This is a genomic window from Defluviimonas sp. SAOS-178_SWC (assembly GCF_039830135.1).
GTDB lineage: Bacteria > Pseudomonadota > Alphaproteobacteria > Rhodobacterales > Rhodobacteraceae > Albidovulum.
Genome location: NZ_CP156081.1, coordinates 3,995,720 through 4,011,551 on the forward strand (window position 1 = coordinate 3,995,720; position 15,832 = coordinate 4,011,551).

The following is a 15,832-nucleotide window of genomic DNA, read 5'->3' on the forward strand; positions in this document are numbered from 1 at the left end:
CGTCTTCGTCGCGAAAATGCCCCTGCCGGAGGCATCCGCGCTCAGACCCGGCGGAACGTCAGGTAGTGCGGCACCCGGCCCTCGCGGAGCGCCTTCTGCTCGTAGCGGGTGGACAGCCAGTCGTCCCACGCCGCACCGCTGTCGTTCACGAGTTCGAAACCGGCCTTCGGCACCTCGATCCGGGTCTGCCGGACATAGTCGGGTATGTCGGTCGCGACCCGGAATTCGGCCCCCGGCGCCATCACCCGCGCAAGGGGCAGAAGATGCTCTGCGGTCACGAAGCGGCGGCGGTGATGGCGGCGTTTTGGCCAGGGATCGGGATAGTTGAGGAAAGCCTTGGCGACGGAGCCTTCCGGCAGCACTTCCATCAGGTCGCGCGCGTCGCCGGGGTGGACGGCAAGGTTGGTCACGCCCGCCGCGCGGATCTTGCCGAGAAGCATCGCGACGCCGTTGATGAAGGGCTCGCAGCCGATGATCCCTACGCCCGGATACCGCGCCGCCATGTGCACCAGATGCTCGCCGGCGCCGAACCCGACTTCGAGCCAGACCGGCCGGTGGTCGCCGAAGATCTCCGCCGGGTCGATCAGCGCCCGCTCGGGGTTCTCCTCGCGCGTCACGCCCCGCGGGCGCAACGTGTCAAGATCCTCGGACAAATAGGTCTTCTGGCTTGCGCGCATCGACTTGCCGCGAATGCGGCCGTAGAAGTTGCGCCATTCCGGCTGGATCTTGCTGTCGTCTGTCATCGTCTCGGAGCCCCGAAGTGGTCGGCGGCGTCTAGCGGGCCAGACCTGCCCCGGTCAACCCCGGCCACGGTAGGGCTGCACGCCCTGGTCGGGAATCCAGACGCCCTCCGGCGCTGCGCCGGTCTGCCAGAAGACGTCGATCGGGATGCCGCCGCGCGGATACCAGTAGGCACCGATCCGCAGCCATTCGGGGTCCAGCAGGTCGACGATCCGCTTGCCGATGGCGATGGTGCAATCCTCGTGGAAGGCGCCGTGGTTGCGGAAGGAGAAGAGGTAGAGCTTGAGGCTCTTGCTTTCCACCAGCCAGTCGCGCGGGATGTAGTCGATCACGATATGCGCGAAGTCCGGCTGCCCCGTCATCGGGCAGAGCGAGGTGAACTCGGGCGCGGTGAAGCGCACGACGTATTTCGTGCCCGAATGTCCGGCAGGCACCTTCTCCAGCACGGCATCTTCCGGCGAGGCCGGCTGCGTCACCTCGGCGCCAAGTTGCGACAGACCGGAAACGTCGGTCTTGGGCATGGGATCTTCCCTTCCGAAAAGGACAAGGCGGGCACGATGGCCCGCCCTGCCGCCAATAGGTGCATGCCGTCCGCGGTCGCTGCGGCGCGCGGTCCGTTGCCTTATACCGCCTTCTTCAGCGCCTCGACCAGATCGGTTTTTTCCCAGCTGAAGCCGCCATCGGCCTCCGGCGCGCGGCCGAAATGGCCATAGGCGGCGGTGCGCTGGTAGATCGGCTTGTTGAGGTCGAGATGGGTGCGGATGCCGCGCGGCGTCAGGTCCATGACCTTCGCCACCGCTTTTTCGATTTCCGCCTCGGTCACCACGCCTGTGCCGTGGGTGTCGACGTAGATCGACAACGGCTTCGCCACCCCGATCGCGTAGGAGAGCTGCAAGGTGCAGCGGCTGGCCATGCCCGCCGCGACCACGTTCTTGGCCAAGTAGCGCGCGGCATAGGCGGCCGAGCGGTCGACCTTGGTGGGGTCCTTGCCGGAAAACGCGCCGCCACCGTGAGGGGCCGCCCCGCCATAGGTGTCGACGATTATCTTGCGCCCGGTCAGGCCCGCGTCGCCATCAGGCCCGCCGATCACGAACGTCCCGGTCGGGTTGACCCACCATTCGGTCTTCTCGGTCAGCCAGCCCGCGGGCAGGACCTCGCGGATATAGGGCTCCACAATGGCGCGGATGTCGTCGGAGGTCTGGCTTTCGTCGGCATGCTGGGTGGAGAGGACGAGCGATGTCACCTCGACCGGCTTGCCATCCTCATAGCGCAGCGACAGCTGGGACTTGGCATCGGGGCGCAGCGTCGGCTCGGCGCCGGATTTCCGCGCCTCGGCCAGCCGGCGCAGGATCGCGTGCGCATACTGAATCGGCGCCGGCATGAGTTCCGGCGTCTCGTCCACCGCGTAGCCGAACATGATGCCCTGGTCGCCCGCGCCGTCCCGGTCGACGCCTTGTGCGATATGCGCCGACTGCTCGTGCAGGAAGTTCAGGACATGGCAGGTGTTCCAGTGGAACTTCTCCTGCTCGTAGCCGATATCCTTGATACAGTCGCGGGCGATCTGGCCGATCCGGCCCATGTAATTCTTCAGACGTTCCTGATCCGACAGACCGACCTCGCCGCCGACCACGACCATGCCCGAGGTCGCAAAAGTCTCGCAGGCGACGCGGGCATTCGGCTCCTCGGCGAGGAAAGTATCGAGGACAGCATCGGAAATGCGGTCGCAGACCTTGTCGGGGTGGCCCTCCGAAACGCTTTCGGAAGTGAAGATGTAGTTCTGGCGGGTCATGAAAGTGCTCCATTGGGGTTACCCCCGCCACGCCAGGAAGCCGTTGTGGCGGTTCGATGAGACTGCGTAGCCGCAGGCAGAGGCGGGGTCAACGTGATTGTCGCCACCGGGCCGCCGCGAGCGCCAATAGCGACAGAGTCAGCAGGATTGTTGCCGGCAGATCGCCCGAGCGCGCATAGACCGTCGGGGCGAGTGCCGGCGGCACATCGGCGTCGATCCAGCCTTCGGTGTTGAGCGGAACCGTCTCCAGCACCCTGCCTTTGGCGTCGATCACCGCCGTCACCCCGGTATTGGCGGCGCGGAGAAGCGGCAATCCCTGCTCGACCGCGCGAAGCCGCGCTTGCGCCAGGTGTTGGTAGGGGCCGGCGAGGTTGCCGAACCAGCCGTCATTCGTCACTTGCAGCACCCAGTCGGCGCGGTCCGGCGCGCTCGACAGGTCCTGGGGAAAGACCGCCTCGTAGCAGATGAGCGGCAGCACCTTGCCAGCCCGGCCAAGATCGAGGGTCCGCGCGCCCGGCCCGGCGGTATAGCCGTAGCCTTCCTGCGCCGCAAAGGCCGCGATGCCGAACTTCGCCGCCAGTTCGGCGAGCGGGACGTATTCGCCAAAGGGGACGAGGTGCCACTTGTCGTAGATGCCGATGATGCGCCCGTGCCCGTCGGCGACGACGAGGCTGTTGAAAAAGCGCGCGCCCTCGATCCGCTGGATGCCGGTCGCGACGGGAACCCCGCCGGAGGCCACGGCGACCTCGTCGGCGAAGAAGGTGCCGGAGCGTTCGAGAAGGTAGGGCACCGCCGTCTCCGGCCACACGATCAGGTCGAGCGGTTTTTCCGCCGGCGCGGCGCTGGCCGTCAGCAGCCGGTCGAGGAAGACCTTCCACATGTCGCCCTGCCATTTCAGGTGCTGGTCCGCGTCGGGCTGGACGAGACGCACCCGGATCGCCGGATCTCGGGGCGTTTCCGGCATGTCCAGCCGATGAACACCGCCGGCCCAGATCCCGCCCAGCGCCAGGGCGGAGAGCCCGGCGAGGCCCATCCGACCGGCCAGCCCCCGCGCGAGAAACGGGGCCGCGACGGCCAGCGTCGTGATCAGCGTGAGGCCGATGGGTCCGATCCAGGCCGCCGCCTGCATCACCGGTGTGCCGATCCAGACATGGCCGATCAGTGCCCAGGGAAAGCCGGTGAAGAGATAGGTCCTAAGAAGGTCCGTCGCCGCGAGGCCAAGCGCGAAGCCCAGCGCCCGCGCCCCGCCGCCCGGCCCGAGCGCCGCGATCCCGGCCGCGAGCGCCCAGAACAGCGCCATGCCGACCGCCATGAAGACGAGCGCGAAGGGCGCCATCCAGCCGTGGCGGGCGACGTCGATCAGAAAGGGCTCGACGATCCAGAAGAGGCATGCCGCGAAATAGCCGGTGCCGCCGGTCCAGCCGAGCCAGACGAGGCGGGTCGTCCGCCCCTCTCCGGCGATGAGCGCGGTGAGAAGCCCGAGTGCGGGCAGGGCGATCCACCAGAAATCCCAGGGCGCCTGCCCCGCCGCGACGCCGGCGCCGAAAAGCGCGGCGAGTACCATTCGGCGCGCCGAAGGCCGGGCCGCGCGCCCGAAGAAGCGTCCGGGATGAAGGCGCATGGTCAGCGCTTGGCCTGCGGCAGGCGCACTCTCAGTCGCTTGATCCGGCGGGGATCGGCGTCCATCACCTCGAACTCGGCGCCGCTTTCATGCGGGATCACCTCGCCGCGCGCCGGCACCCTTCCGACCAGCATGAAGACGAGGCCACCCAGCGTGTCGATCTCTTCATCCTCTTCCTCGCCCGCAAGCTTGAGGCCGATCTGGGCCTCGAAATCGGCAAGCGGCGCCCGCGCCTGCACGATGTACTGTCCCGGCTTTTCCTCGTTCCAGAGGCCATCCTCCGACGTGTCGTGCTCGTCCTCGATCTCGCCGATCACCGTCTCGATCAGGTCCTCGATCGTGACGAGGCCATCGACGCCGCCGTATTCGTCGATGACGAGCGCCATGTGGATGCGCTCGGACTGCATCTTCTGCAGAAGAACCCCGATCGGCATCGACGGCGGCGCGTAAAGCAGTGGCCGCAGCATCTTCCTGAGATTGAAACGGGGCTTCGGGTCGGTAAATGCCTGTTCGAGCGCGAGATCCTTGAGGTGTATGAGCCCCAGCGGACTGTCGAGCGTGCCCTTGAAGACGGGGAGCCGCGAGAAGCCGCTTTCGCGGAAATTCGCCACAACGTCGTCGAGAGAGGCGGTCACCGGCACCGCGACGATCTCGGCCTTGGGAATCGCCACGTCCTCGACCCGCATGCGGCGCAGGTTGCCGATGCCCGGCAGGGGCTGGGTTGACGAAACGCGGGCGTTGTCCTCTTGGGCCTCCACCGTCTCGCCGGCATCAGTCTCGGAGGGGGTGAAGGCGTCGATGATGCGGCCGAAAAAGCCACGTTGCCCGGTACTGTCGGAGGGGTCGGGCGCGTCCTGCGCCACCGTAGACCCGTCTAAACTGTCGCCCATTGGTCCTTTCCAGATATCCCGCGCGGCACCGCCGCCGGTTCACTCATATGGGTTCTTGAAACCCATTTTGACAAGTATGCGAATTTCCGCGCCCTCCATCAGCGCGGCATCGCCGTCGCGGACGTGATCGTAGCCGAGCAAATGCAACACGCCATGAACCAGAAGATGCGTGACATGCTCTTCCACCGGCTTGCCCTGCTCTTCCGCCTCGCGGATGCAGGTTTCCCAGGCAATGGCGATGTCGCCCAACTCCTCCGGCATGTCGGCCGGGCCGGGGCGCGGACGGTCCGGCGCGCCGCCATCGGCCTCTGCCCCGCGCTCGTCCGACGGCCAGGACAGCACGTTTGTCGGCTGCGGCTTGCCGCGGAAATCGGCGTTGAGGTCGGCGATGCGCACATCGGCGCAGCCGAGAAGGCTGATCGCAAACCCCGCATCCGGCAGCGCCTGGTCTTCCATCACCGCACGCGCCGCACGTTCGGCCAGCGCGCCGAGCCCCACGGACTGCCAGCGCGCGTCTTCGATCAGTGTTTCAACCAGTGGCTCCATCGTCGCGGTCATAAGCCTCGATGATGCGGGCCACAAGCGGGTGGCGCACAACGTCCTTCGCGGTGAAATAGTTGAAGCTCACGCCCTTCACGCCGTCGAGGATGCGTTCGGCGTCGGACAGGCCCGAGAAGACCCCCTTCGGCAGGTCGACCTGGGTACGGTCGCCGGTGATCACCATCCGGCTGCCTTCGCCAAGCCGGGTCAGGAACATCTTCATCTGCATCGTCGTCGCGTTCTGCGCCTCGTCGAGGACGACGAAGGCGTTGGACAGCGTCCGCCCGCGCATGAAGGCGAGGGGGGCGATCTCGATCCGCTTTTCCTCGATCAGCTTCAGGACCTGCTTGGCCGGCAGGAAGTCGTTCAGCGCGTCGTAAAGCGGCTGCATGTAGGGATCGACCTTCTCCTTCATGTCGCCGGGAAGGAAGCCGAGCCGTTCGCCGGCCTCGACCGCCGGGCGCGACAGGATAATCCGGTCGACATGGCCGCCGATCAGCATCGTCACGCCGACGGCGACGGCCAGATAGGTCTTGCCGGTGCCCGCCGGGCCGATGCCGAAGGCGAGCTCATGCTGGAAGAGGTTCTTGACGTAGGCCTTCTGCGCCTCGGTGCGCGGCTCGACCTGCTTCTTGCGGGTGCGGATCTCGAATCTGCCTCCCGCGAACATCTCCAGCTGTTCGTCGAGGCTTTGCGGCGCGGCCGGACCGCTTTCGCCCATGCGGATCGCCGCGTCGATCTCGCCCGCGTCGATCGGGCGCCCGGTTTCGAGCTTGCCGTAGAGGGTTTGCAGAACCGCCGCCGCGTGGCCGCGCGCCTCCGCCGATCCGACCACCGCGATCTGGTTGCCGCGGCGCAGGATATGGACCCCGAGTTGATGTTCGATCTGTGCCAGGTTGCGGTCAAACTCGCCGCACAGGTCAATCAACAGCCGGTTGTTGGGAAATTCCAGAAGCGTCTCGTGCAGATCTTCGGGATGCGGCGGCGGGGTCAAGGCGCTGATGCCCAAGCAAATCTCCTTTGACAGGCGGTCATGCGGAAATGGTGCCCCTGTCGACGTCACAACGCAAGTATAGCCTGTCGATATTGGCAGGAATGTGAAAAAAACCGCCAACGGCCGGTTGGCCGTGGCGGTTTCGCATCATTTGCAGGCTCAGATCGGATCGGGGATGGTCGAACCGCGCTTGTGGTCTGCCGCATAGCCTCGCGGCAAGACGCCCGAACAGACCCTTTCACCCGTCTTCGGATCGAGGCGGAGAACCGAATAGCCCTCGATCCCGTCATCCGCCATCCAGACGTCGCAACCGTCGGGGTCGACATAGACGCCCCATTTGACCTTCTCGGCCAGTTGCCCGCTGTCGACGAAACGGTCGACGCTGTGGTCGGTCTTCACGCAGCCGGCGAGGGCGGCGGCGGCGAGGCCCAGCAGAACGATACGCGCGCTCATCTCAGTACCCTCCGATTTCGCGGTAGCAGACGATCTCCACCCGCCGGTTCTTCTGCATCCCCGCGGCGGTCACGTTCGAGGCGACCGGCATCCGTTCGCCATAACCGTTGACGGCGGCAAGCCGCGCGCCGACCGACCGGGCGACCCGCGCCACCGCGTTGGCGCGGCGCTGCGACAGGCGCATGTTGTATTCGTCCGAGGCGCGGCTGTCGGTATGGCCGTGGATCGCGTAGGAGAAGACGCCCTTCTGCCGGAAGAATGCTTGCAACCGCGCCACCTCCGACGCGCGGATGGTCGCGCTGTCGGTGGCGAAAAGCTGGTCGGCGTTCTCGACCAGACAGCTTTCGACCTGAAGACAGATCGGCTTGCCGTTCCGGTCGGTGCGGTTCCAGGCATAGCCTTCCCAACCGTCGTCGATCATCCAGACCTGGCAGCCGTCCGGCGTCTGCGCCAAAGCCGGTTTGTAACGGTCTGCCTTGATCACCCGCGTTTCGGCCATGACCGGCACGGCCGCCATCGCCCATGCCGCCGCGAGCGCCGCGATGCGCGCGCCTCGTGAATACGATGCTGTCACCCGTTCCCCCACACCCAAATTCTGGCGCCGCAGACCCCAAGCCGCAGCGCTGTCCAATACCCGGCCAGAAGTCTAACAGGGAATCCGGGATTCCGAACCGGGCAATGTGAAGAGATTGTATTTGAAGGCGAAACAGATCCGGCGGTCGCGGCCGACCTTGCCGGAAATGACCGGCAATTGATCAGATTTTCCAGCGATGCCGGGTCAGCGCCCGGCGATCTCTCCGGCGAGGGAGTTCGGCGCGGAGCCGGTGATTCTCACCCTGGCGATGGCGCCGGGGGCGGCATCGGCCGCCACATGGACCGCATGAAGATAGTCGGACTTGCCGACCATCTGGCCCGACAGGCGTCCCGCTTTCTCGAAAAGCACGTTTACCTCGCGCCCGACCATCGCGGCTTGCGCCGCGCGCTGCTGCTCGGTGATCAGCGCCTGAAGCGCCTGAAGCCGGGCATCGGCGACGTCCGCCGGCACAGGCGACCTTTCGGCGGCGGGCGTGCCGGGACGGGCGGAATACTTGAAGGAATAGGCCATGCCGTAGTTGACGGCGCGGATCAGCTCCATCGTGGCATCGAAATCGGCGTCGGTCTCGCCGGGGAAGCCGACGATGAAATCGCCCGACATCATCATGTCGGGCCGGGCCGCACGGATCTTCCCGATCAGGCGAAGGTAGTCCTCGGCCGTATGCTTGCGGTTCATCGCCTTGAGGATGCGGTCCGAGCCCGACTGCACCGGCAGGTGCAGATAGGGCATGAGCTTCGGCTCCTCGCCATGCGCGGCGATCAGGTCGTCTTCCATGTCGTTCGGGTGCGAGGTCGTATAGCGGATCCGCTCCAGCCCGTCGATCTTCGCCAGCGCCCGAACCAGCCGCGCGAGCGACCAGTCGCCCCCCTCGCCCGCGCCGTGATAGGCGTTGACGTTCTGGCCGAGCAGCGTGATCTCGCGCACACCCTTCTCCACCAGTCCGCGCGCCTCGGCCAGGATCCGGTCGGCGGGGCGCGACACCTCGGACCCGCGCGTGTACGGCACGACGCAGAAGGCGCAGAACTTGTCGCAGCCCTCCTGCACGGTCAGGAAGGCGGTCGGCCGCGCCGATGCCCTGGGCCGGTCCGGCAGATGGTCGAACTTGTCCTCTTCGGGGAAGTCGGTATCGACCGACTTTTCCCCGGCCTCGGCGGCCTTCGCCATCGCCGGCAGCCGGTGATAGCTTTGCGGGCCGACGACGAGATCGACAAGCGGCATCCGCCGCAGGATCTCCTCGCCCTCGGCCTGCGCCACACAGCCCGCGACCCCGATCTTCAGGTCGGGCTTGTCGGCCTTCAGCGGCCGAAGCCGGCCAAGATCGGAATAAAGCTTCTCGCTCGCCTTCTCGCGGATGTGGCAGGTGTTGAGAAGCACCATATCCGCGTCCTCGACCGTTTCGGTCGTGACATAGCCCTCGGCGCCCATGGCCTCGGCCATGCGCTCGCTGTCGTAGACGTTCATCTGACAGCCATAGGTCTTGATGAAGAGCTTCTTCGGCAAGGCAGCCGCCTGTTCCTTGGGGTTGCGCGGGGCTTCCTACACCCATTCGCCGGGTGGCGACAACTCCTCAGACGCCACCGGCAGGATTGCAATCCGGGCGGCCTTCGCCGAATCTGCCAGAAAACGACACCGGAAGGGCCCGATGCACTTCGCCTCGCTGAACGACCTCCTCGCCAAGGGCGCGGGGCTTCTGGCCAAAGGGCCGGTGGCGCTCGTCTTTGCCGAGGACGCGGTGGAGATCGCCTCGACCGTCACGCATCACGCGGCGGCGGGGTTCCGCGAGGTCGTGGTCTTCCTGCCCGAGGGCATCGACATCCCCGCGACGGTCGAGGCGGCGGCGCAATGGGTGCGCCACGACACGCACGCGCCGCAGGCGCTGGAGACGGCGGTCAATGCGTTGATCGCGATCGCCCCGGCGACGACCTGGCTTTATTACTGCTACAACGCGGAATACCTCTTCTTCCCGTTCTGCGAGACACGCAGCGTGGGCGAGTTGCTGACCTTCCATGCCGAGGAGCGGCGCGACGCGATGCTGACCTACGTGGTCGACCTCTACGCGCCCGACCTCGGCCGCGCGCCGAATGCCGTCAGCCTCGACGAGGCGATGCTCGACCGCTCGGGCTACTACGCGCAGGCGCGGCGCGATCCGGCGAACCACAACCATCCGAAAGAGCGCCAGCTCGACTTCTTCGGCGGCCTGCGCTGGCGGTTCGAGGAGCATATCCCGAAAGCCCGGCGCAAGATCGACCGGATCGCGCTCTTCCGGCCGCAGGCGGGGCTCAGGCTGCGGCCGGATCACACGTTCAGCATCGAGGAATACAACACCTATGCCTGCCCTTGGCACCATAACCTCACAGCTGCGGTCGCCTCGTTCCGCGCGGCAAAGGCGCTGGCGACAAATCCCGGTTCGAAATTCGATATCCAGGGCTTCACCTGGCGCAATTCGGCGAAGTTCGACTGGCATTCGCAGCAGCTCATGGATCTGGGGCTGATGGAACCGGGGCAATGGTTCTGACGCCGCCCGCCCCGGCAACGGTGCTAGACGCATGATGGCACCGTATTTCCTTGCGAACTACTTCATCGCCCTCGTGATCTTTTGCCTCGTCGGCGGCTACGTTCTGGCTGCGCTGATCCTCGCCCCGTTCGGCAGGACCATTCATCTGAAGATCGTCGACGTATGCGCGGCGCTGCTGGCAGCCGAGTATCTGTATTCCGAGGGCAGGAACTGGATACGCGGCGCCGATTTCCGCTACTCGTTCGACGGTGCCACGGTCTATGTCACCGATCGCGGTCCGATTGAGTTCGAGCAGGTAGAGCGCAGCGATCTTCTGGAAACGTCATTCGGAGACGGGGCCGACCTGCACAGGATCGGGTTTGAAATCGAGGGAGCCGCCGAAACGGTGCGCAACTATTCCGACCTGTATCGGCATTGTCCTTCCGTGCCGTCAGACCACGAACTGGAGGAGTTCATCGACGCCAAAGGCGCAGGTCGCTGCCCGAACGTGCGGCCGGGAGGCACACGCTATTTCAGATCCACGAACACCCCCGCGGTTCATCTGGATTGCCCGCCGATCAGGGCGGGCAAACACCAACCCGATGGTGCGAAATTCTGCCGGATGAGATTCACCCACGGACAATTCGATGTCCGGGTTGTGATGTGGGAGACACCGCGGTCACTCTGGGCACGGACACGCGATCACGTCATCGCCATCCTCGATCAGTCCTTCAGGGTCGAGTTCGACGGCTGATCTCGGCGTCAGCCGCCTGTCTTCTTGAGACGGATCACCACGTCCACCCGCGCGAGTTCCGCCCCTTCCGGCAAAGCGGGCAGCCGGGCGATCTTCAGATCCTCGGCCGGGGCGTCGACAAGCCGCCCCTCTTCCTCCCAGAAGAAATGCGGGTGATCGTCAAGCCGGGTGTCGAAGTAGCTGCGCGAGCCGTCGACGGAAATCTCGTTGACCAGCCCGGCCTCGCAGAAAGCGCGGAGCGTATTGTAGACGGTCGCAAGGGAGACGGGCTCCCCGGCCCGGGTCGCGGCGGCATGCAAGCCTTCGGCCGTTACGTGCCGGTCCTTGCCATCGCCGACCAGAAGACCCGCCAGCGCCAGGCGTTGCCGCGTCGGCCGCAACTCCGCCTGCGCGAGCCAGCGCATGCCGCGTTCCTCCACCGTCGCGTCGGTTTCCGTTTCGGTCACGCTCCCGGGCCCCTTTCATCTTTGCGGTTGAATATATAGGCCCCGGAACCGGCAAATTTCAATCCATTTTCCCTTGTGCGCCCGGCCGGGCTGCGCACTTGCCCTGATGCGGAGGCGGGTGATAGAGGGAATAAAGACAAGAACGCCGAAGGGGATGGGCGGTATGACGAGTTTTCCGACACGGTTCGAGAAGGAAGATCTGTTGAAATGCGCGCGGGGCGAGCTTTTCGGCCCCGGCAATGCGCAATTGCCCGCGCCGCCGATGCTGATGATGGACCGGATCACCGACATCTCGGGGGATCGCGGTGAACACGGCAAGGGTCATGTCGTCGCCGAATTCGACATCACGCCGGATCTGTGGTTCTTCGACTGCCATTTCCCCGGCAATCCGATCATGCCGGGCTGTCTTGGGCTCGACGGCCTCTGGCAACTCACCGGCTTCAACCTCGGCTGGCGCGGCTGGGAAGGGCGCGGCTATGCGCTCGGTGTCGGCGAGGTGAAACTGACCGGCATGGTCCGGCCCGACCGCAAGATGCTGACCTACTTCGTCGACTTCACCAAGGCCGTGCAGACCCGCCGGCTGACGATGGGTGTCGCCGACGGGCGCGTTGAAGCGGATGGCGAGACGATTTATCTCGTGAAGGACATGAAGGTCGCGCTCTCGGCGAGCTGACCCTGAAGGAAGGAGTGCGCCCATGCGCCGCGTCGTCATCACCGGGATCGGGATCGTCTCTCCCATCGGCAACAATGCGGCCGAGGTCGAAGCCTCCCTGCGCGCCGGCAAGTCTGGCATCGTCTTCGCGCCGGAATATGCCGAGCACGGCTTTCGCAGCCAGATCCACGGCATGCCGCAGATCGTGCTCGAAGACCACATCGACAAGCGCAACCTGCGTTTCATGGGACCGGGGGCGGCCTACAACTTCCTCGCCATGGAACAGGCGATCGCCGATAGCGGGCTTGAGGAAAAGGACGTCTCGAACGAACGCTCCGGCCTGATCATGGGGTCCGGCGGACCCTCGACCTCGAACTTCTTCCAGGCCCATCAGATCGTAATCGAGAAAGGCTCGCCCAAGCGCATGGGACCATTCATGGTCACCCGCTGCATGTCGTCGACGAACTCCGCCTGCCTTGCGACGCCCTTCAAGATCAAGGGCGTGAACTATTCGATCACCTCGGCCTGCTCGACCTCGGCACATTGCATCGGCAACGGCACCGAGCTGATCCAGATGGGCAAGCAGGACATCGTCTTCGCTGGCGGCGGCGAGGAACTGGACTGGACGCTCTCCTGCCTCTTCGACGCGATGGGGGCGATGTCGTCGAAGTATAACGACACGCCCGAGACCGCATCCCGCGCTTTCGACGCGACGCGCGACGGCTTCGTCATTGCCGGCGGCGGCGGCGTGGTGGTGCTGGAAGAGCTTGAACACGCCAAGGCGCGCGGTGCCAGGATCTACGCCGAAGTCACAGGCTACGGCGCCACATCCGACGGCCACGACATGGTCGCCCCCTCGGGCGAGGGCGGCGAACGGTCGATGCGGCTTGCGGTCTCAACCCTGCCCGAAGGACGCAAGATCGGCTACATCAACGCCCACGGAACCTCGACGCCCGCCGGCGACGTGACCGAGGTGAAGGCGATCCGGCGGGTGTTCGGCGAAGGAGGTGTGCCGCCGATCTCCTCGACGAAGTCGCTGACTGGCCATTCGCTGGGCGCCACAGGCGTGCATGAGGCGATCTATTCGCTTCTGATGCTCAACGGCAATTTCATCACCGCCTCGGCGAATGTCAGCGAACTTGACCCGGAACTGAAACCCGAGGAGATCGCCACCACCTACCGCGAGGGGGTGGAGCTCGATTCCGTCCTGTCGAACAGCTTCGGCTTCGGCGGGACCAATGCCACGCTCCTGATGAGCAAATATCTGGGATAGGCTCACATGGCCGAACTGATGCGAGGAAAGCGCGGGCTCGTTATGGGCGTCGCGAACGAACGCTCCATTGCCTGGGGCATCGCCGCCGCGCTCGCCGCCGAAGGGGCGGAGCTGGCCTTCTCCTACCAGGGCGAGGCGTTCGGCAAACGGGTGGAACCCTTGGCCGCGTCCGTCGGGTCGGATTTCCTCGTCAACGTGGATGTCACGGATGACGCGAGCCTCGACAGCTGTTTCGCAACGCTGAAGGACCGCTGGGGGCGCCTCGATTTCCTGATCCACGCGATTGCCTATTCCGACAAGAACGAGCTGACCGGCCGGTTCATCAACACCAGCCGCGAGAACTTCAAGACATCGCTGGCGATCTCCTGCTTTTCCTTCATCGACGTGGCGCGGCGCGCCTCCCAGTTGATGCCGGAGGGCGGAAGCCTCGTCACCCTGACCTATGCGGGGTCGAACCGGGTGACGCCCAACTACAACGTGATGGGGGTCGCGAAGGCCGCGCTGGAAAGTGCGACGCGCTATCTCGCCAACGATCTCGGGCCGCAGAAAGTCCGGGTCAACGCGATCTCGCCGGGGCCGATGAAGACGCTCGCAGGGGCGGCGATCGGCGGCGCCCGCGCCACTTTCCGCCACACCGAGGCCAACGCGCCGATGCGCGCCAACGCGACGCTTGAGACCATTGGCGGAACGGCGGTCTATCTCTGCTCGGACTACGGCGCCTGCACGACCGGAGAGGTCATCCGCGTCGACGGCGGCTTCCACGTCCTCGGCATGCCGCAGCCGGAAAACCTCTGAGCAGCGCTGTCGGGTCGAAGCCCCGACACAGATCGCCCCCGGCCGGCCCCAGTGCAAAGGGCGGCGCCCGACCTTGGGTGGGCGCGGCGCGAGGTGCGATTTGGGCGCTTTATCGTGCCAAACCCCTCCGACCGAACTTCTGCTGGAACCGTCGCAATGCGCCCTCCCAGGGGGAGGGTCGGGCGCCGCCCGGGCTGGTCGCCCGGGCGAGTGGTGTAGATGGGGCGCCATAGAGCAATTGAATGACCAATCGAGCACGATGCAGCGAATAGGTGTGTCAGATCGGGTCTGAAGAACCGAGTGCGCCGAGACAGATATCGCCGAGCAATTCAGGCGAATGCGTTCAAGAGTTCCAATCAGAATTGGTTTGATGCAAGAATGCCTTCGAGAGGGTTCACCTCAGTTGGCGTATTTCGTTGTGATGATTAAAGTTCATATCCACGAAGACGACGTAGGAATACGAAATTTGTATCCGGCGTCTGCCTTGCGCGAGATCAGTGATGATCTTTCGGTGGTGCAAGCCAGTTTCGAAAAAAATCGTTCACCGGATGGCTTGGGCTGGTCTGAAATCCATATTGTGCAGGAGCCGGAGAATTCATTCCTCTCGCTAAACCCAAAACTCGCAGACATCGTCAGCGTGATAGAACTGGAACTTCCGAGAATTGATGAGTTCGAAGTCGGATTTGGCTCCGACAACCCGCTTCACCACTTCGAAAGGGACGCACTATGCTATGGATTTGGTCGCCATCTCTATCTTAAGCTCGATGCCGACGGCGACGATCTGCGGGCGATTTGGTACGAAGCCAGATCGCGTGATCCGGAAGAACTTTTGGCGCTCAGACGTGCGATTGAAGCCGTCGATGGGGTACAGCCGCTAATGCTTGCCGACTACTGGCTGAATCTAGGCGGGTTGGTCCGGGATTCCGAATTTCTTGACAGATACTTCGGAGTCATAAGTGAGGCTGCTGCCAAAAGAGAGGCTGCCATCCAGCCTTCAGGGCCAGAACAATATGCACCCGCCCATAAAATCGGCGGCTGGTTTGCCGGATTGATCAAGAGCGTACTGGGCCGCGTGAGTTAGAGATATACATTTGCGGTTGAACTTATCGCGGAAGATAGGCGCGAACTCCCTTGACACGAGTGTCAGCGCTCTTGGCGCGAATGGCCGCTCCGTCCCGCAAAACCCCACTCACTCCTTCCCCAGCCTCTTTCGCAACCCCTCGCTCTCATCCCGGTACGCCTCCGCATCGCCATACGCAACGAAATTGCCGTAGTGGTCATGCCTCCCGGCCATGCGGCGGGCGTGCTTGATCGGGCACCAGTATTGCTCGGTCCGGCCCGCCACCTCGCGCACGAATGAGATCAGGCCATTGCAATAGCCGCAGTAGATACAGTTCAGCTTCTGCAAGCCGTTCAGATAGGCCAGATGCTGGCGGTCGATGGCGATGTGATCGGCGCGGCGCACCTTCGCGATCCCGTAGACCGGGAAGCAGATCGCCTGGTAGACGCTCACGAACAGGTCGAGAAGCGCGAAGGGGATTATGAGCGCATAGATCACCGGCGCGGTCAGGATGACCATCGGCCGCGCGGCGGCAAGGAACGCGCCCAGTTTCACCCTCAGTGCGCGGTGCCGCGCCAGAACCTCGCGGTCGAATGTGATGCGACCGCGCTCGATCCGGTAACGCAGCCTGGCGCGGCTTTCCTCCAGGTCGGCGTCGATCTCGGCCTCGATGGCGCGGACGGCCTCCTTCAGACGCTCGACGGGGGACGGGATAGTCATTGTGCGCTCCTCATG

General features: G+C 64.9%; 18 protein-coding genes and 1 riboswitch. Of the genes, 6 read left to right on the forward strand and 12 right to left on the reverse strand.

The features are described 5' to 3' along the window. Window positions 1-41 precede the first annotated feature (41 nt). The 10 genes from trmB to miaB all read right to left on the reverse strand — a co-directional run bounded on the left by trmB (window position 42) and on the right by miaB (window position 9,084). Window positions 42-743: a tRNA (guanine(46)-N(7))-methyltransferase TrmB gene (trmB, locus tag V5734_RS20695; RefSeq protein WP_347311492.1), complete on the reverse strand. Its 702-nt coding sequence runs from the start codon at window positions 741-743 to the stop codon at window positions 42-44. 54 nt (window positions 744-797) lie between these two features. Then, on the reverse strand, window positions 798-1,262 hold the full coding sequence (gene queF / locus V5734_RS20700; RefSeq protein ID WP_347311493.1) for a preQ(1) synthase: 465 nt from the start codon (window positions 1,260-1,262) through the stop codon (window positions 798-800). A 101-nt stretch (window positions 1,263-1,363) separates the two neighbouring features. Then, window positions 1,364-2,530: a methionine adenosyltransferase gene (gene metK / locus V5734_RS20705; protein ID WP_347311494.1), complete on the reverse strand. Its 1,167-nt coding sequence runs from the start codon at window positions 2,528-2,530 to the stop codon at window positions 1,364-1,366. A 5-nt stretch (window positions 2,531-2,535) separates the two neighbouring features. Next, a riboswitch (SAM-SAH riboswitch) is annotated at window positions 2,536-2,585 on the reverse strand. 33 nt (window positions 2,586-2,618) lie between these two features. Further along, a complete protein-coding gene (gene lnt / locus V5734_RS20710) occupies window positions 2,619-4,094 on the reverse strand; it encodes an apolipoprotein N-acyltransferase (RefSeq protein WP_347311495.1) in 1,476 nt (491 codons plus the stop codon). A gap of 59 nt (window positions 4,095-4,153) precedes the next feature. Next, window positions 4,154-5,041 (reverse strand): hemolysin family protein, encoded by an 888-nt coding sequence (locus tag V5734_RS20715; RefSeq protein WP_347311496.1) that lies wholly within the window; start codon window positions 5,039-5,041, stop codon window positions 4,154-4,156. Window positions 5,042-5,080: 39 nt separating this feature from the next. Then, window positions 5,081-5,587, reverse strand: a complete 507-nt coding sequence (gene ybeY, locus V5734_RS20720) for an rRNA maturation RNase YbeY (RefSeq protein ID WP_347311497.1) — start codon at window positions 5,585-5,587, stop codon at window positions 5,081-5,083. Further along, complete coding sequence (locus V5734_RS20725) at window positions 5,571-6,590, reverse strand: PhoH family protein (RefSeq protein ID WP_347311498.1); 1,020 nt, start codon at window positions 6,588-6,590, stop codon at window positions 5,571-5,573. Before V5734_RS20725 ends, ybeY begins: the two co-directional genes overlap by 17 nt. Before the next feature lie 144 nt (window positions 6,591-6,734). After that, window positions 6,735-7,028, reverse strand: a complete 294-nt coding sequence (locus V5734_RS20730) for a hypothetical protein (protein WP_347311499.1) — start codon at window positions 7,026-7,028, stop codon at window positions 6,735-6,737. A gap of 1 nt (window position 7,029) precedes the next feature. Beyond that, window positions 7,030-7,602, reverse strand: a complete 573-nt coding sequence (locus V5734_RS20735; RefSeq protein WP_347311500.1) for an OmpA family protein — start codon at window positions 7,600-7,602, stop codon at window positions 7,030-7,032. A 204-nt stretch (window positions 7,603-7,806) separates the two neighbouring features. Continuing rightward, a complete protein-coding gene (gene miaB, locus V5734_RS20740) occupies window positions 7,807-9,084 on the reverse strand; it encodes a tRNA (N6-isopentenyl adenosine(37)-C2)-methylthiotransferase MiaB (protein WP_347313681.1) in 1,278 nt (425 codons plus the stop codon). 181 nt (window positions 9,085-9,265) lie between these two features. Here miaB and V5734_RS20745 point away from each other — a divergent pair, with 181 nt between their 5' ends. After that, the gene (locus V5734_RS20745; RefSeq protein ID WP_347311501.1) at window positions 9,266-10,138 is read left to right on the forward strand and encodes a glycosyltransferase family 2 protein; all 873 of its coding nucleotides are present in this window, start codon (window positions 9,266-9,268) and stop codon (window positions 10,136-10,138) included. Window positions 10,139-10,169: 31 nt separating this feature from the next. Further along, window positions 10,170-10,871 (forward strand): hypothetical protein, encoded by a 702-nt coding sequence (locus V5734_RS20750; RefSeq protein ID WP_347311502.1) that lies wholly within the window; start codon window positions 10,170-10,172, stop codon window positions 10,869-10,871. A gap of 8 nt (window positions 10,872-10,879) precedes the next feature. Here V5734_RS20750 and irrA read toward each other — a convergent pair whose 3' ends face one another. Further along, complete coding sequence (irrA, locus tag V5734_RS20755; protein ID WP_347313682.1) at window positions 10,880-11,275, reverse strand: iron response transcriptional regulator IrrA; 396 nt, start codon at window positions 11,273-11,275, stop codon at window positions 10,880-10,882. A 205-nt stretch (window positions 11,276-11,480) separates the two neighbouring features. Between irrA and fabA the strand changes: the two genes are divergently transcribed. The 4 genes from fabA (at window position 11,481) to V5734_RS20775 (ending at window position 15,118) form a co-directional block, all read left to right on the forward strand. Continuing rightward, on the forward strand, window positions 11,481-11,990 hold the full coding sequence (gene fabA, locus V5734_RS20760) for a bifunctional 3-hydroxydecanoyl-ACP dehydratase/trans-2-decenoyl-ACP isomerase (protein ID WP_347311503.1): 510 nt from the start codon (window positions 11,481-11,483) through the stop codon (window positions 11,988-11,990). A gap of 22 nt (window positions 11,991-12,012) precedes the next feature. Beyond that, window positions 12,013-13,242: a beta-ketoacyl-ACP synthase I gene (gene fabB / locus V5734_RS20765; RefSeq protein ID WP_347311504.1), complete on the forward strand. Its 1,230-nt coding sequence runs from the start codon at window positions 12,013-12,015 to the stop codon at window positions 13,240-13,242. A 6-nt stretch (window positions 13,243-13,248) separates the two neighbouring features. Next, complete coding sequence (locus V5734_RS20770) at window positions 13,249-14,037, forward strand: enoyl-ACP reductase FabI (RefSeq protein ID WP_347311505.1); 789 nt, start codon at window positions 13,249-13,251, stop codon at window positions 14,035-14,037. Between the two features lie 403 nt (window positions 14,038-14,440). After that, on the forward strand, window positions 14,441-15,118 hold the full coding sequence (locus V5734_RS20775; RefSeq protein ID WP_347311506.1) for a hypothetical protein: 678 nt from the start codon (window positions 14,441-14,443) through the stop codon (window positions 15,116-15,118). A 108-nt stretch (window positions 15,119-15,226) separates the two neighbouring features. Here the strand turns inward: V5734_RS20775 and V5734_RS20780 are convergent, their stop codons facing one another. After that, the gene (locus tag V5734_RS20780; RefSeq protein WP_347311507.1) at window positions 15,227-15,817 is read right to left on the reverse strand and encodes a hypothetical protein; all 591 of its coding nucleotides are present in this window, start codon (window positions 15,815-15,817) and stop codon (window positions 15,227-15,229) included. Between the last annotated feature and the right edge of the window lie 15 nt (window positions 15,818-15,832).

Bases quoted from the DNA above. Each gene is read 5' to 3' on its own strand.
- trmB (WP_347311492.1), bottom strand. From the start codon at position 743: ATGACAGACGACAGCAAGATCCAGCCGGAATGGCGCAACTTCTACGGC.
- queF (WP_347311493.1), bottom strand. From the start codon at position 1,262: ATGCCCAAGACCGACGTTTCCGGTCTGTCGCAACTTGGCGCCGAGGTG.
- metK (WP_347311494.1), bottom strand. From the start codon at position 2,530: ATGACCCGCCAGAACTACATCTTCACTTCCGAAAGCGTTTCGGAGGGC.
- lnt (WP_347311495.1), bottom strand. From the start codon at position 4,094: ATGGTACTCGCCGCGCTTTTCGGCGCCGGCGTCGCGGCGGGGCAGGCG.
- V5734_RS20715 (WP_347311496.1), bottom strand. From the start codon at position 5,041: ATGGGCGACAGTTTAGACGGGTCTACGGTGGCGCAGGACGCGCCCGAC.
- ybeY (WP_347311497.1), bottom strand. From the start codon at position 5,587: ATGGAGCCACTGGTTGAAACACTGATCGAAGACGCGCGCTGGCAGTCC.
- V5734_RS20730 (WP_347311499.1), bottom strand. From the start codon at position 7,028: ATGAGCGCGCGTATCGTTCTGCTGGGCCTCGCCGCCGCCGCCCTCGCC.
- miaB (WP_347313681.1), bottom strand. From the start codon at position 9,084: ATGAACGTCTACGACAGCGAGCGCATGGCCGAGGCCATGGGCGCCGAG.
- V5734_RS20745 (WP_347311501.1), top strand. From the start codon at position 9,266: ATGCACTTCGCCTCGCTGAACGACCTCCTCGCCAAGGGCGCGGGGCTT.
- V5734_RS20750 (WP_347311502.1), top strand. From the start codon at position 10,170: ATGATGGCACCGTATTTCCTTGCGAACTACTTCATCGCCCTCGTGATC.
- irrA (WP_347313682.1), bottom strand. From the start codon at position 11,275: ATGCGCTGGCTCGCGCAGGCGGAGTTGCGGCCGACGCGGCAACGCCTG.
- fabA (WP_347311503.1), top strand. From the start codon at position 11,481: ATGACGAGTTTTCCGACACGGTTCGAGAAGGAAGATCTGTTGAAATGC.
- fabB (WP_347311504.1), top strand. From the start codon at position 12,013: ATGCGCCGCGTCGTCATCACCGGGATCGGGATCGTCTCTCCCATCGGC.
- V5734_RS20770 (WP_347311505.1), top strand. From the start codon at position 13,249: ATGGCCGAACTGATGCGAGGAAAGCGCGGGCTCGTTATGGGCGTCGCG.
- V5734_RS20780 (WP_347311507.1), bottom strand. From the start codon at position 15,817: ATGACTATCCCGTCCCCCGTCGAGCGTCTGAAGGAGGCCGTCCGCGCC.